The 14,403-nt window shown below is 38.9% G+C and carries 11 protein-coding genes; 9 read left to right on the top strand and 2 right to left on the bottom strand.

Annotation, left to right across the window (positions count from 1 at the left end; translation table 11 throughout):
• Positions 1-101 precede the first annotated feature (101 nt).
• The 5 genes from M5U24_RS06945 (at position 102) to M5U24_RS06925 (ending at position 5,977) form a co-directional block, all read left to right on the top strand.
• On the top strand, positions 102-662 hold the full coding sequence (locus tag M5U24_RS06945) for a hypothetical protein (protein WP_128705479.1): 561 nt from the start codon (positions 102-104) through the stop codon (positions 660-662).
• 148 nt (positions 663-810) lie between these two features.
• The gene (locus tag M5U24_RS06940) at positions 811-2,325 is read left to right on the top strand and encodes an SUMF1/EgtB/PvdO family nonheme iron enzyme (protein ID WP_164994742.1); all 1,515 of its coding nucleotides are present in this window, start codon (positions 811-813) and stop codon (positions 2,323-2,325) included.
• A 208-nt stretch (positions 2,326-2,533) separates the two neighbouring features.
• Positions 2,534-4,153 carry a murein biosynthesis integral membrane protein MurJ gene (murJ, locus tag M5U24_RS06935; RefSeq protein ID WP_099324191.1) on the top strand — a complete coding sequence of 540 codons (1,620 nt, stop codon included), beginning with the start codon at positions 2,534-2,536 and terminating at the stop codon, positions 4,151-4,153.
• A 99-nt stretch (positions 4,154-4,252) separates the two neighbouring features.
• Positions 4,253-5,359 (top strand): 23S rRNA (adenine(2503)-C(2))-methyltransferase RlmN, encoded by a 1,107-nt coding sequence (gene rlmN, locus M5U24_RS06930; protein WP_099324192.1) that lies wholly within the window; start codon positions 4,253-4,255, stop codon positions 5,357-5,359.
• A 432-nt stretch (positions 5,360-5,791) separates the two neighbouring features.
• On the top strand, positions 5,792-5,977 hold the full coding sequence (locus M5U24_RS06925; RefSeq protein ID WP_099324193.1) for a ferredoxin: 186 nt from the start codon (positions 5,792-5,794) through the stop codon (positions 5,975-5,977).
• 68 nt (positions 5,978-6,045) lie between these two features.
• On the opposite strand, the gene M5U24_RS06920 is transcribed toward M5U24_RS06925, so the two are convergent.
• A complete protein-coding gene (locus tag M5U24_RS06920; protein ID WP_099324194.1) occupies positions 6,046-6,183 on the bottom strand; it encodes a 50S ribosomal protein L34 in 138 nt (45 codons plus the stop codon).
• Positions 6,184-6,534: 351 nt separating this feature from the next.
• Here M5U24_RS06920 and M5U24_RS06915 point away from each other — a divergent pair, with 351 nt between their 5' ends.
• Both M5U24_RS06915 and M5U24_RS06910 read left to right on the top strand, forming a co-directional pair.
• Entirely contained in the window at positions 6,535-6,846 is a 312-nt protein-coding gene (locus M5U24_RS06915; protein ID WP_099324195.1) for an HU family DNA-binding protein, read from the top strand.
• Positions 6,847-6,862: 16 nt separating this feature from the next.
• The gene (locus tag M5U24_RS06910; RefSeq protein WP_157820373.1) at positions 6,863-7,330 is read left to right on the top strand and encodes a SoxR reducing system RseC family protein; all 468 of its coding nucleotides are present in this window, start codon (positions 6,863-6,865) and stop codon (positions 7,328-7,330) included.
• 428 nt (positions 7,331-7,758) lie between these two features.
• Here the strand turns inward: M5U24_RS06910 and M5U24_RS06905 are convergent, their stop codons facing one another.
• A complete protein-coding gene (locus tag M5U24_RS06905) occupies positions 7,759-10,800 on the bottom strand; it encodes an MXAN_5808 family serine peptidase (protein WP_099324202.1) in 3,042 nt (1,013 codons plus the stop codon).
• A 497-nt stretch (positions 10,801-11,297) separates the two neighbouring features.
• On the opposite strand from M5U24_RS06905, the gene M5U24_RS06900 reads away from it, so the two are divergent.
• Positions 11,298-13,046: a SurA N-terminal domain-containing protein gene (locus tag M5U24_RS06900; protein ID WP_099324203.1), complete on the top strand. Its 1,749-nt coding sequence runs from the start codon at positions 11,298-11,300 to the stop codon at positions 13,044-13,046.
• A gap of 332 nt (positions 13,047-13,378) precedes the next feature.
• Complete coding sequence (locus tag M5U24_RS06895) at positions 13,379-14,335, top strand: bifunctional riboflavin kinase/FAD synthetase (RefSeq protein ID WP_157820375.1); 957 nt, start codon at positions 13,379-13,381, stop codon at positions 14,333-14,335.
• Positions 14,336-14,403 lie beyond the last annotated feature (68 nt).

Below are 14,403 nucleotides of genomic sequence, written 5' to 3'. Positions count from 1 at the left end.
TCCAATTTTACTTCTAAAAGAATTGACAAGCCCCGCATTCTTATGTAATATTTTTTGATTATAATTTAATTGTGGATTTTATCAGCAAAAGGAATTTTATCATGAAGGTTAAATCGGGCAGATTAGTTACATTACGAACGATGTCTCTGTTAGGGCTGTTTGTAAGTGTTTTTGTTATTTTTGCGACAGAAAAATGCGTTCTGGCACAACATTCAGGCGGCGGTATAATTGATACAACGCGGCAGCCAGGGGAACCTCACCCCAGCTTCCATCAGTCATTTGCCCCATATAGTGGTACCATTCCAATACCATGGATGGACGAAAAACCAAATGCTGTCTCCATTAAAGTAACTGATATTATCACTTATGAAATTCCCGTGGACGAAAAGAAAATTACGGGAAATAAATTATCCTTTAATGATCTTGAATTAAAAGAGGTTAAAAATAGTTCTGAAATAAATTTTCATCAGGTAGATTGTCATTTTTTTAAAGTGATAAAGCAAACGCAAGTGCGAAAGGCAGAAGGGTTAACTTGTGTAAGAGAGCGGGAAGGCACACAATATTGGTTATCTGACGATAAAAAATATATCGAATGGGGAAAGTGGTCGAACTGGAAACGGAAAAAACCGGGTGAAGTCGAGGCTGAGATAACAGAAGATTAAATTAACCGCAGATATTGAAGAATCATGCATGCCTTTAAATAAATAATGGTATACAGCTATATTACATACAACATTAGTTTTCTATACACCTCAAAATAACATTTCAATTGTAACGAATATCTATCATTTCTGAATGGGGGTCTTTTCTTTGAAATCTTTTTATCTGGCGACGTTTTCTGTTATCCTCAACTTATTTTTATGTAATATCCTTTTCTCTCAAAGCACTGATAAGAATAATTTAGAAAATACGCCAATAACAAAAGAAAATACGTCTAAAAACAGGATGTGTCCTGAATGCGGCAGAATATATCCCGGAGACGTAAGCTTTTGCAGTATTGATGGCAAACAGCTTGTCGAGTATACTGCGGCAGATCTTATATGCCCGACATGCAAAGAAAAGGCAGCGCCAGGAGAAAAATTCTGCAAAAAAGATGGCATGCCTTTGATTGTTCAACCTCTTACAGAGCAGAAGGACCCCGAAGGAAACATTGTTAATCTTACCCCAGCCGAAATAGCACGAAAGATACAAACCCACATAGAAGAAGGAAACCGGTTTAAAAATGAAGAAAAATATACCGATGCGCTAAATGAATTTAAACAGGCGGTATTTTTACATCCGGATAATATAGGAATACACTTTAACCTCGGTGGTATTTACTGGAAATTAGAAAATCAAAAATTGGCATTGTTTCACATGGATACATGCAGAGACTTATTAGAAATGCTGCCTGAAGAGAAAAAAAATCAGGAAAATTATCAAAAGATAAGTCAGGATATATATCTCTATATATATAAGCTGGAAAAAGGGCTTTTGCCTGAGGAAAAACAGAAGCGCGAAGCGCTAGTTTTGGAAAAAAGAAACAAAAAAATGAGCGCAGCGCTGGAGAAAAACCGTGACAAATGGAGTGAAATGGTTTTAATTCCCGCAGGAAAATTTGTTATGGGGTCAGGTGGTGAAGAATTTATTCCCGAGGAATCACCAATACACGAAGTATATTTAGATGCATATTATATCGATAAATATGAAGTCACAAACGCATTATACTGGGAATTCGTACGATATATAAAAGAAACGGGAGACCACAGCAAATGCCACCCGGAAGAGCCAAAAGATAAAAACCATGTGCCAGGTACTGTGCATACAAACTGGGACTATCCCTATTATGATTATCCCGGTTATCCCGTATCCCGTGTTGACTGGTATGATGCGTATGCGTACGCTGCCTGGGCGGGGAAGAGACTTCCCACGGAAGCAGAGTGGGAGAAAGCCGCAAGAGGAACTGACGGGCGCAGATACCCATGGGGGAATGTTTGGGATGCAACATTGGCAAATGTAGGGCCTAGTGGATCCCTGATTGTAGGTAGTTATGATATTGGAAAAAGTATTTACGGATGCTATGACGTTATTGGCAGCCTCTCAGAATGGTGCAATGATTGGTACCATGCCGAATATTACCACAAAAGTCCAAGTATGAATCCAAAAGGCCCTGATTACAGCACAGGGGTGAGAATTATCAAAGGTGCTTCCCTCTTTGCCCCCTACGCCTATAAAATGAGATGTGCTGTCAGAATGTTTGGTAAGCCGGAAGACAGGAATAAGAGCATTGGGTTTCGTTGCGCAAAAGACTATGTTCCTGAAGACGAAGAAAACAAGGCAAAATAGCCACAGAAAAGATTTTTGCAATATAGTTTCAGTCCCTTCCATTAAATCCACACATAAGAATTTATCCCCAACCTCTCTCGCCAGATGGGGAAATGCAAAAAGTTCCTATTGTGAGGGTATTTAGGGGCGGGATAATTATTACAGATTTTTCGGCAACACGTTTTAATCAAAAATAAATACACGCCCCTTATACCTCCATCAATTTTCCATGTCAGACATAAAAAAATTAATTTATTCCGTAAAAACCATAAGCAGTTGCACTTTTTTAAGCCGCATACTGGGGCTTGGAAGGGATATTATCTGTGCCAGTATTTTTGGAACAGGCCTCGTATGGGACGCCTTTACCGTCGCCTTTAAAATTCCCAATCTCTTTAGGCGTTTATTTGGAGAGGGCGCCCTTAGCGCTGCTTTTATACCGGTATTCACCGAACATATAGAAAAGCACGGAGAACGGGAGGCCTGGAAATTTGCAAATATTGTCATAACGTTACTCATTATCATCTTAGGGGGGATTGTATTCATAGGTGAAGGATCTTTTTTTGTGGTTCCAAAACTATTCAACATTCATGAAAAATGGCAGTTAATTTTTAAATTACTAATAATCTTGTTTCCTTATGTTTTTTTTATTTGCATTGTCGCTTTTATGGGAGCAATATTAAACACGGTTCGCCATTTTTTCATCCCCGCATTTGCCCCCATGATTCTTAATATATGCTGGATAAGCGGGGCATTTGTATCCTTTTATACGGGGAATGTGACCGAGAAAATGGTCTTTACAGTGGCAATTGCCATCCTTTTTTCGGGCATTATCCAGATGTATGTCCATCTGCCCTTTCTCAGGCAGAAAGGTTTTAATTACCGTCCATCATTCCAATTTACACACCCAGGCTTAAAATCGGTTTTTACACGAATGGCCCCCATCGTCTTCGGGTTGGCAATCGTACAGCTTAATGTTTTACTTGACAGTATAATTGCCGTTGGATTTGCCTCAACTAGTGATGGGCAGGGCTCTTTTGCTTTTGCCGGAATGAACATACCGTTTCCCCTGAAAGTCGGGGCAGCATCCGTGCTGTATTACAGCGACAGATTAATCCAGTTTCCTTTGGGAGTTTTCGGCGTTGCCATGGCTACCGCAGTCTTTCCTTTTTTTTCCACATATGCGGCAAGAGAAGACTGGGAAAACTTTTCAAGAACCTTCAACAAAGCTTTAAAATTCATTCTCTTTATGGGTATTCCTGCATCGATTGGTATTATCATGCTCCGGGAACCTATTGTAAGCCTGCTTTATAAAAGAAACCAATTTGACGCCGAATCGGCATTAAGAACATCTCGCGTCATCTTGTTTTATGCTATCGGCATATGGGCGTATTGTGGTCTACATGTACTGATCAGGGCATTTTATTCTCTCAAAGATACGGTTACTCCCGTCAAAATCGGTACATTGTGTGTCGGCTTAAACCTGGTGTTGAATATTTCGCTCATCTGGACTTTACAAGAAGGGGGTCTGGCCCTTTCCACTTCAATTAGCGCCATAATACAAATAATTATATTAACCCTGATATTGCAAAAAAAACTAAGTATAAAAATACAAAAAGAAGTTTTTGTCTCTCTTGTAAAAACGATAATCATCTCAGTTGCGATGGGGTTTGTATGCTTTTTTACGCTAAAAATGCTTCCTTATTCAGAGGAAAACACCTCGCTTTACTTTAAGGGAATACGGCTTTTCATTCCAATGTTGACCGCGAGCGCTACTTTTGCTGTCGCTTCTTTCTTAATCAAATCAGAAGATTTCAGAAATCTCATTAAAGGAGTATTGAAAAAGCCATAACAGTACTTTTATCATAATATTTACCGATTATGCAGTTTCAATCTCGTTTCCAGTCTCCAGCCTGGAAACGAACGTTTTTATTTTTTCAAAAAATTGGGTATGAATAAATTACAGTTAACTTCAATTACCGAATTAGATTTATCTGAATCGGTGGAACTTTGCCGCTCATTGGGAGAGCCTTCTTACAGGGGGAAGCAAATTCTTTCATGGATGTATAAAAAAGGCGCAACGGATTTTAATCAAATGTCCGATATTCCCCTGCCGTTTCGAGAAAAGCTTGAAGAAGCACACAATGTTTTTCAAACCAAAATACACACAATAAACACCTCGCAAGACGGTACAGAAAAATTTCTGATCCATTTGCCGGACAACAACTTAATTGAATGTGTGCTTTTAAGAGACGGCAAGAGGAGGACGGCATGTGTTTCAACGCAGGTTGGTTGTGCTATGGGGTGTAGTTTTTGTGCAAGTGGTGTATTAGGACTTACCAGAAACCTTAAAACCGGGGAAATAATCGAACAAGTTCTACATATCAAAAACCACCTCCCCGCAAATGAACACATTACCAATATTGTCTTTATGGGAATCGGAGAGCCACTGGCCAATTATGATAAGGTGGTCAAGTCTCTCAGAATTATGAATGCTGATTGGGGTCTGGCGATAGGTGCCAGAAATATCACTATTTCAACCGTTGGCCTGATAGAAGGAATCAGAAGATTGGCAAAGGAAGGGCTCAAAGTAAATCTTGCTATTTCTCTTCATGCATCGAATGATAATACAAGAAATAAACTCGTCCCATCAAACAGTAAAACAGGGATTAAAAACATCCTGGGTGCTGCGCAGGAATACTTTAATGCTACCCATAGAGATATTAGTTTTGAATATACCATGATTGACGGCATTAATGATTCAAAACAGGATGCCAAATTACTTGCACAAATATTAAAAGGAGTTCAGTGCAACGTTAATATTCTTCCTGTAAATCCAATAAAGGAAGGCAATTTTGCCCCCCCGGTACAAAAAACAGTGGAAACATTCTGCACCGTGCTAAAAAATCATGGCATCGTCGCCACGGTTCGTCAAAGAAGAGGAATTAACGTAAATGCTGCATGTGGACAACTTAGGCTACAAATTCAAAAGCATTGTCATGGAGAAAAGATATTACATACACCACCGTCATTGTTTCTCCCCGCAAATTATAAATAAAAGTGTGAAAGATACGGATATCGTGTTTTTCTTTGCGGCAAAGACATATCAAACAGATACATTTTCCTCTTCAAAGTTAAAAAAAAAGATTGTTGTATTTTATCTAATAACATGATAATTATTATGAATGAATTTAAGAGAGATACTAACCCCTGCGTTTGCCCCATGCTAATGATTTACAACAACCATCTTACAGAAAAGGGGCAAAAATTGGGGGTTAATCAACAGATTTATTTACTGACGTAGAAATATTTCTTGTAAATAAAAAGTATTATAAGAACATCATTTTCTGGCAAAATAAAAGGGATGCAAACTTTTACAAAAAAAAGAGCATCATTAGGAAGGAGGTGGGGGGGAAACTTGATATTTCTTTATTTAAGGAATTTTTAATACTTTTAATCACATTATTTTGTTTTTTCAAGGAGGTTTTTTATGCATGCAAAAGTAGATGCAGATACTTGTACAGGATGTGAACTTTGCGTACAAACATGTCCTGAAATTTTTTATATGAACGGTGATCTCGCCGAAGCGAAGGATATTGAAGTGCCTTCTGAGTATGAAGATACCTGTAGACAGGCAGCGGAAGAATGTCCCGTAGAGGCCATCAGCCTCGATTAGTTTCTAAACAAAAAGAGACCCTAAATAATGTATTCAATTTTTAGGGTCTCTTTCTTTTCTTTGTTCGCTCAAACATTCAGTAGCGGCCTTCTCCCTATGCGGCGTCTCCTATTTAAAATAGCACGCCCTCCCTTTGTCCGCATTCTTTTTCTAAAACCGCACATTCTCTTACGTTTTATCGAACTTTTCCTAATTCTTACTTTCATAATCTATCTCTCCTTAAATCAAAATTAACAGGACTATATTATCGTATTAGCTGTTTTATTGTCAAGGAATTTTATGTAAAAATAATACGGGAGTATCTGGTTTTTTAACCATGGATTTTTGTTGCAGAATAGTCGTAAATTCTTATTGACATTGATCTTTTGAATTGATACTATGTTCAAACTAGTCATAAGTGGCATGCCTAGAAGTTAGTTAAGATTAGGTCACAGCCTTTCAGTAATCCCCTAAACCCGAGAAAGAGATAATTTTTTTATTTTTAACGTATTCGCTCAGTTAAATACTTCTATAGGTTGCCAGTAATATACTTACCGTTATAATTAAGGAGATATGTAATGCAAACAACGACAAAAAGGGATCTGTGCGAAAAGATTGCCAGGAAAACAGACAACACGCATATGGTGGTAAAAAAGACAATTCAAATGTTTTTGGATGAAATTATAGGGGAGCTTTCACAGGGTAATCGCATTGAATTGCGCGACTTCGGCGTCTTTGAAATTCGCCAGCGTGCGGCACGCAAGGCAAGAAACCCAAGAACCGGAGAAGTTGCTTTTGTACCGTCAAAAAATGTCGTTGTGTTCAAGGTTGGAAAACTCATGCGGGAAAAAGTTGGCAACTCACCACAAACACAACCCCCGGCACAATAAATATATTGGAGCTTCCATGTTTAAACAAACACAAGTAAAAGAAGCAGGTATCATAAAACGTATTAACGGCAACAGAACTACCATCGAATTACTAAAACAAACAGCGGAGAACTGTAAGAGTTGCAGTGGTTGTGCAGAGGTAAAAAGTAGTCCGCACTATTTGGAAGTTGAAACAGTTCCCGGCACAAAGGAAGGGCAATTGGTAGTTACGCAAAAAACAATCCATTCACCTTACAAAAGTATAATACTCGTGTTTGTCTTTCCCTTAATTAGTTTAATAGCGGGTAGTTACGTAGGGCAAAATTACAACTTTTTTGGTATAACATCAAAAGACATAAGAATTATAGTTTGTGGATTTATTTTTTTTATATCTTCATTGGTTATAGCAGCTATTTACGACAAAATGTCAAAAAGTAAAACAACCACACCTCAAAAAATCATTCCTTATAATCTCCACAATAGCTACGACACCATTTTTAAATAGATTCCACTCCTTATGTTTAAATTTAAAAGGAGAAGGATATTTGATTGAAGCATTAGTTGTTGCATGTCTCTAATTATTTAAGACTTAGTTCTTATTTTGATTAATGTTGTTTTTGTATGTGGTAATGCTTTCTCAGCAACCAAAAAGAGACCGGTTGCAAAAGAACTTCCACATCGTTCCTTTTGCAACCGGTCTTTTTTATCGTCAAGATGTTCACAAAATGTGAATTTTATACAGGGTGGCACTGACACAAACTATGTTTATCCGTTACGAACGACAGTGAAAGAATCGTAAGTCTTTTTAGAACAATAGATTGTTTCGGGCCCCCCCTCACAAAGGTATTTATTTTTACATATACATTTCACCGAAACTTTATACGAGCGTTCCTGCTGTACACAAATGGCATAGGAAAAAAGCACAGTAACCCATTACATGCCTTTTGCTACCGTTATGCCCTTTGTTGCTACAAATGATTTTATGCTTACCAGATCATGATCATCGCGGGCGATGATAGTAATCACGTTTGGACCTTCTTTTAACGAATGTTTTGTATCAATCTTCAATGACGATTGTTGTCTTGGGCTTACATGTTTGTTTGATTTGAAAAAGATTTTATCATTGTTTATCAGTACATAAGCATGTTTTACGTGGGTATCGTCTTTTACAAGTGCAGAAATGGATAATTCTTCCTCGCCAAATAAAATGTTTGGCACGCCATCCAGAGAAATGGTGGGGGGGATTCGCTGTATAAACATTTCGAGTTCGTCGGATGATTTTCCGGCATCATTATTTACCGCAGTTACGTCCTTTGCAGAAACCCATCCGTATCTATTATTAGGAAGTTCCGCCCTGTACCAATCAGCGTTGCTGACGTCAGACTTGAGAATTGTGCCCTCGTTCATCATTGATAAAACAGGGGTGTCAAATGACATTCCACCATACAGTGGAATATGGTTTTTGTTTATCTTCAAAAGTTTGGAACTGGCCGTCAGCTTTTGGGGGACACCGGCAACCACGGAGAATTTTAATGTATTACTTAAAAAAGCGCCGAAGATAGAGTCGGAAATAATAATATCCACATTAAATTCATTAGAAGCAATTGTTTCTTTGACGTTAAAAGTTAATTCCGCCTCCTTGATTTCTCCCGGATTTAATTGACCAATTTCAACCCTGCCTTTTTCTACAAACACCTCTTTGTCACTCAAATTTCTGAGGGTAACAACCGTTTTTTCGGAAATCCCATTTCCCATGTTTTTTACCATGACAAGGAGATTAATATTTTCGCCTTTGTTTATTAATCCATCACCGTTATTTTTGCCTGAAGAGTTTGTTGCCTGATCTAAAATCTGATAAGAAAAGGCAAAAAGCGGCTGAGGCAATGCCTCTATTGCCACAGTTAAATTAAGATCTGCCGGGTTGTTTTTATTTAACTCTTCAAATTTAATAGTAATTTCATCTTCCCGATCAAGTGAATTTTTTGGTATTTCTATCGTTTTGGTGTACGTCTTTTTACTTCCTTTGCCTATTTTACCAAAAATAAATTCATGTTTATCGTACAGACCGTTTTTGCTGGAAGAAATTCCGCGCAATTGATAGAGAGGTTTATCCCCCGTGTTTTCAATAGTTACCGTAAGCGTAATTTTTTCTCCGGCCTTTACCCGTTTATTAATGGGGTTTGTTAAAAAAGTAACATTTGTTGCGGATGCCCCTTCATTTATCCCTTCAGACCAGTCAATACTCAAGCTATCAAGCGCCTGTGCTATTTTCTTTTCTTCCTCTTCGGAAATTGCGTCAATTACTGAAAGAGAATTTTGCAGAAAACCTTCCTCTTTTTTCCATGTAGAAGTGTTTGCCAGTAATTTTCTGGCGAAGACAATATGGAAATCTTTATCAAAATCAGGCAGTTTGTAAGGGTCTTCGTCTTCCGCAGGTTCCACCTCCGCCTCTTTCCCGGCAACCGCGTCCTCTTTTTTTTCCTTTATTTCATGGAAGTACTTAAGGGTAGCAAAGGGAAATGCATCTTTGTGGTGGTCGTCCAAATGTTTTTTCAGATCTTCTTCCCTGATTGCCGTGATGCCATGAAAAAGATTGATGTTGTCCTTTTCTACGGTCACCGGAACAAGCTGTATGTCCGGTGTAATGCCAAAAGATTGAATGTCGGTAAAAAGAGGGGTAAGATATTTTGCGATGGTTAATTTTAGCGCCGAACCGTCCATTAACTCTATAAGCTGCTGGACAGACCCCTTGCCAAATGTTCTGTCTCCGACGATTATCGCACGGTTATTTTCCTTTAGAGCGCCGGCAACAATTTCAGCCCCTGAGGCGCTTCCTGCATCGACAAGCACCACTATGGGGTACAGTTCCTCGTCAGTATCCGTTTTTTTTGCATCGATCACTTCTCTGGGATGGCCTCCAGGCCCAACGGTAACAACAATAGAGCCACTTTCCAGAAATTTGTCAGACACCTTGATTGCCTGGTCTAACAAACCACCCGAATTGTTCCGCAAATCGAGAATGAGTCCTTTCATTTTATCATTGTTTTTGTTTAATTGTTTTAACTGCTCATTAAGGCGCTGAGAGGTATCATCCTGAAAATTCCTGATTCTTACATAGCCATAACCTCCTTCAATAGATGCGGATTCTACCGTAGGAATTACTATTATTTCCCGTTTGAGGGCAAAAAGTTTTGTCTCTACTGCTTTATGTTTTAAAATGGAAAGTGTGACGGTTGAACCCTGATCACCACGCAGTTTCCCAACAGATTCGGTAAGGTCCATATCTACGGTCGATTCTCCATCAATTTCCACAATTTTATCTCCTGCCTTTATTCCTGCCACTGCAGCAGGGGTTCCTTCAATGGGAGAAATTACCGTCAGAACGCCATCTCTTATTCCTACCACCATGCCGAGTCCTCCGAACTTGCCGGTAGTGCCAATCTTAAATTCGGTAAATTGTTTTGGCGGTAAGATAATGGAATGCGGGTCAAGCTGCGTCAACATGCCGTTGATTGCCGTATATTCCACATCGCTGGCGGTAAGTGATGCGTTCTCTTCCCGATGCTTATTGATAAAATCCAGGGCATCCTGCAGCACTTTGAAAACATCCTTGGACCGGTGAACTTCTGACAAATCAAATGTCTTTGAAACAGTGTCAACCGTAACGGTGTTTATCTTCTTCTCCTCAGAGTAGTCTACCAAGACTTCAGGTATGACTCTTTCCTGCCAATCAAGAGCTCCCTTAACCATTTCAACATTATCAATACGGTCAGGGTCAACATACAGGCGGTTAATATAGGAAAGTACAATTCCGGGAAGGCGAAATTTATATTCAGTATCTTCTTTTACTGACAGATTTTCAAAATGGGGTTCCAGACCAAATGTTTTATTGAAAACAACAAAAAAACCGGAAATGGAAGATATAGAAATTATAATTATTATTAACACATACTTAAACGGATGCTTTAATCTCATGAATATTTCCTTTTTGATCAAAAAATCAAAGTAACTTTACACAATGTAACTAAACCCTTACTCAAAAATATAAAGATACGCCGTAAACTGTTGAATAGCAATGATTCGCTCATTAAAAAGGCGAGTAATACGGCAAGAGACCATGCATAACAATTACGATAAATGTAGTATCGATTTCATTTTTTGTAAAAGTCCAATACATAACATAATTTTAATGCATTGTGGGAGCTAATCCATGAATTGCCGCCACATAAGGCCAAAATAGTGTTTTCCGGTGGTCGATCTCCTTGAAAAACAAAACTCTCACTAACTGGCACTACTGTACACAAGTAGCAATTTGAGTATAGAGAGAAGGAACAGATTTATCAAGGAAATTTGCCTTGCCCAGTGATTATGAAAAAAGCATTTGATAATTATAGGAAGAACAGATAAAATGCTACGCTTGTCATAAATTTAGCTTCATTCATAGAGTTTTTAGAAAATTTAAGAGGGAAATAATGGTATCCACTTCCTGGCTACAAAAGAATAAAAAAATCGTTTATATCATAATGATATTTGCCGTTTCTGTTTGGGGCATAAGCTTTTCCGCGATGGAATTAATTCCCAAAAAACCTATCGCCAAAGTATTGGGAAGGAAGATTACACAGGATGAGTTTACCGAAATGGCAATCAGGTGGCAGAGGTTGTTTTTCCCTCAAACGCAGGAATCAATTATCCCTATAGTCTGGAAGCAGTTTCTGATGGTTGAAAAGGCAAATCAAATGGGATTAATGATAACAAGCCCTGAAGTTGAAGACGGTTTACGGAGAATTGCTTTTCAGGTTTTCGGGCAAACTCCTGAGCTTGAAAAAAGAAGACTAATGCAGTTTCTGTGTAATACTTTTAAACTTACTCCGGATCAAATACAACGTACTATCAGGGAAGCCCTGCTGGTTGAAAAGCTGGAATCTCTGTTGCGTTCATCCACAAAAGTAACAAGTGAGGAACTTTGGTACCGGTTTTCTCTGGAAAACGAGCAGGTAAAGTTAAAAATCATGGCATTAAAGGCGAGTGATTTTGCCGATACCGTTCAGGTAAATGAAGAAGAGCTAATAGCGTTTTATAATAAATACAAGAACAAAGAATATGATGCACACAGTGGAACTCCAGGCTACATGCTTCCTGAAATGGTAAAGATTGAATGCCTTATTGCTAAATTTGACGATATGCAGGCGCTTGTTGATGTTACGAAGGAAGATATAAAGAAGTATTATGAGGATAATAAGGAAACGCAATATAAAATCGATCCCGCAGAAATAACAACCGAAGAATCTTCTGTTCCTGAGGATAAAACGGAGACAATGTCAGAAGGCGACACAAAGGAAAAGGACCTTAGCCACGTTTACAAATCGTATGATGCGGTAAAGGATGAAATTCGGAAAATACTTGCAGGACAAATGGCAAGGGAAAAAGCATCAGAGGTGATACATAAGGTGGATGAGGAAATTTACGCAACAATAGACAAGGAAGACCGCCCGAATTTCAGCGATCTTGCCGTAAAATATAAATTAACCCGCACCATTCCTGCCGGAAAAGAATCGAAGCGCGAGTTTCTTGCAGAAAGCGATTTGTGGGAAATCTTCCCGGGGTCTGATAAGATTTCGAAGGTTGCTTTTGACAGGGAAAAATTTGAACCATCTATGCCGCTGGAGTTTGTTGAGGGGTTTGTTATTTTTCAGGTAATCGATAAGAAATATCCCGCTCCTGCCCCATTTGAGGAGATCAAAAATAAAGTTTTACGGGACATTACAATAGAAAAGGGATTGCAAAAATCGATAGAAATCGCAGAAAAATACACAAGTGGTTCCAATTCAGCCACTGCGTTTGAAGATATTGTAAAATTAATTGCTGGTGAGTATAGTCAAAAAGATTTTCTGGTATGTGAAACTGATTACATCAAGCGTCCTATGAAACTTTTTGACAGGGATTCGCGATATATAGAGGCGCTTGATGCAGACCGCCCTAACCTCACAAATAAGGCCTTTGAATTAAAACCGGGCGAAGTGGCCTTTGCTGTAGAAACTCTTGATGAAAAGGCGTGTTACATAATAAGTGTAATAGAGAGAAAACCTGCCGATACCGCTCTTTTTGAAAAAACCAGGGAAAACGTCATGAAAAGGTTTTTGTACGAAAAACAGGAGGCCTTTTTGACCGCATGGAAAGCCGACATGAACAAACAGATGGAAATTTACACAAAATTTCAATAGAAACGTACTTGTGGCAAAAATCCTGTTTGTGATGAAACCTTCATAATCTCTGGCCACAAAAGGAGGAGAAGATATCTCCTTTGCGGTCATTCTGGACATATTCACTTCGTTTAGAGTAACTCCGCCGGGCGTCTTTCAAGATTCCCCAATACAGTCTGGAGTAGCGAATAAATTCCAATTTCTTACCTTGTTACTACGTAAATGGTACTGCTTTAAATAACAAAAATTTGGGGGATATGACGATAGCTGATGGACATCCTTGTTTTTTTTAGTCCCTTCATCTCTCGTCCGTCGTTTTCCATGTGTTATGGCATATATTGGGGGAGCTATCATTGGAAAAGATTTACCGTATAAGCGAATTTAAAGGAAAAATTCATAATCCGGTAGTTACACTTGGTGTTTTTGACGGCGTACATCGTGGACATCAGAAAATTATTGAATACACAAAAAGTTTAGCCTCTAAAAAGAGCGGAGACTCTGTCATTATCACCTTTGACGTACACCCAAGAGTTCTTTTGGAAAACAAAACCCCTTTTTTCATCACTTCCCTGTCGCATCGTTTGGTATTGTTTGAAAGGCTGGGTGTTGATTATACGTTAATATTGCCATTTAACGATTCCCTTGCACAAACAAACGCAAAAGATTTTATAGAAAACATACTCGTAAAAGAGTTAGATTCAAAATGCATAGTGCTTGGTTTTAATTGCCATTTTGGAAAGAATAGAAGCGGGAATATCAAACTCGTAAAGGAATTGGCGGGCAAATACCATTATGAAGCACACGAATGCCCACCGGAAACCTATAAGGGGCAGGTTATCAGCAGCACTGTTATCCGTAAAGCCATTCAGGAAGGCGCATTAGAGAAGGCGGAAGCCATGCTTGGAAGGCCTGTCTCTGTTTTAGGCACTGTCGTAAGAAAATCCGGCAGAGGCGTAACTATGGGATATCCCACCGCAAATCTGGATTTGCACCACGAAATCAGGCCACCACAAGGCGTATACGCCACAAAGGTATGCTGGAAGGAAAGGGAATATCTGGCATTGACCAATATCGGCTCCAGGCCTACTTTTTTCAAAGAGTCCTTATCAAGCGAAGACGAAACCATGGAGATAGAGACACACATACTGGATTTTCACGAATCAATTTACGGAAAAAACCTTGAAGTGCAGTTTCTCTTCAGGATCAGAGACGAAATACCCTTCGGTTCCATTGAAGCATTAAAACAGCAAATAGAAAAAGATAAAGAAATGTTGTTGAAAAAGATGCTCTCTGGAGCCTTGACGAAATAGCCATATTCAAATATGTCGCTCCTAGAAATTTTCCCAAGAACAACTTGGCGCGGCCTTTGGCCGCAACC

It is taken from the genome of Candidatus Kuenenia sp., assembly GCF_027493735.1.
Classification (GTDB): Bacteria; Planctomycetota; Brocadiia; order Brocadiales; family Brocadiaceae; genus Kuenenia; species Kuenenia stuttgartiensis_A.
This window is presented reverse-complemented; position numbering and strand designations above follow the sequence as displayed.

Excerpts from the sequence above, each read along its gene's own strand:
- murJ (WP_099324191.1), top strand. The coding sequence starts at position 2,534 with ATGTCAGACATAAAAAAATTAATTTATTCCGTAAAAACCATAAGCAGT.
- M5U24_RS06900 (WP_099324203.1), top strand. The coding sequence starts at position 11,298 with ATGGTATCCACTTCCTGGCTACAAAAGAATAAAAAAATCGTTTATATC.
- M5U24_RS06910 (WP_157820373.1), top strand. The coding sequence starts at position 6,863 with ATGTTTAAACAAACACAAGTAAAAGAAGCAGGTATCATAAAACGTATT.
- M5U24_RS06920 (WP_099324194.1), bottom strand. The coding sequence starts at position 6,183 with ATGAAAGTAAGAATTAGGAAAAGTTCGATAAAACGTAAGAGAATGTGC.
- M5U24_RS06925 (WP_099324193.1), top strand. The coding sequence starts at position 5,792 with ATGCATGCAAAAGTAGATGCAGATACTTGTACAGGATGTGAACTTTGC.
- M5U24_RS06945 (WP_128705479.1), top strand. The coding sequence starts at position 102 with ATGAAGGTTAAATCGGGCAGATTAGTTACATTACGAACGATGTCTCTG.
- M5U24_RS06915 (WP_099324195.1), top strand. The coding sequence starts at position 6,535 with ATGCAAACAACGACAAAAAGGGATCTGTGCGAAAAGATTGCCAGGAAA.
- M5U24_RS06905 (WP_099324202.1), bottom strand. The coding sequence starts at position 10,800 with ATGAGATTAAAGCATCCGTTTAAGTATGTGTTAATAATAATTATAATT.
- rlmN (WP_099324192.1), top strand. The coding sequence starts at position 4,253 with ATGAATAAATTACAGTTAACTTCAATTACCGAATTAGATTTATCTGAA.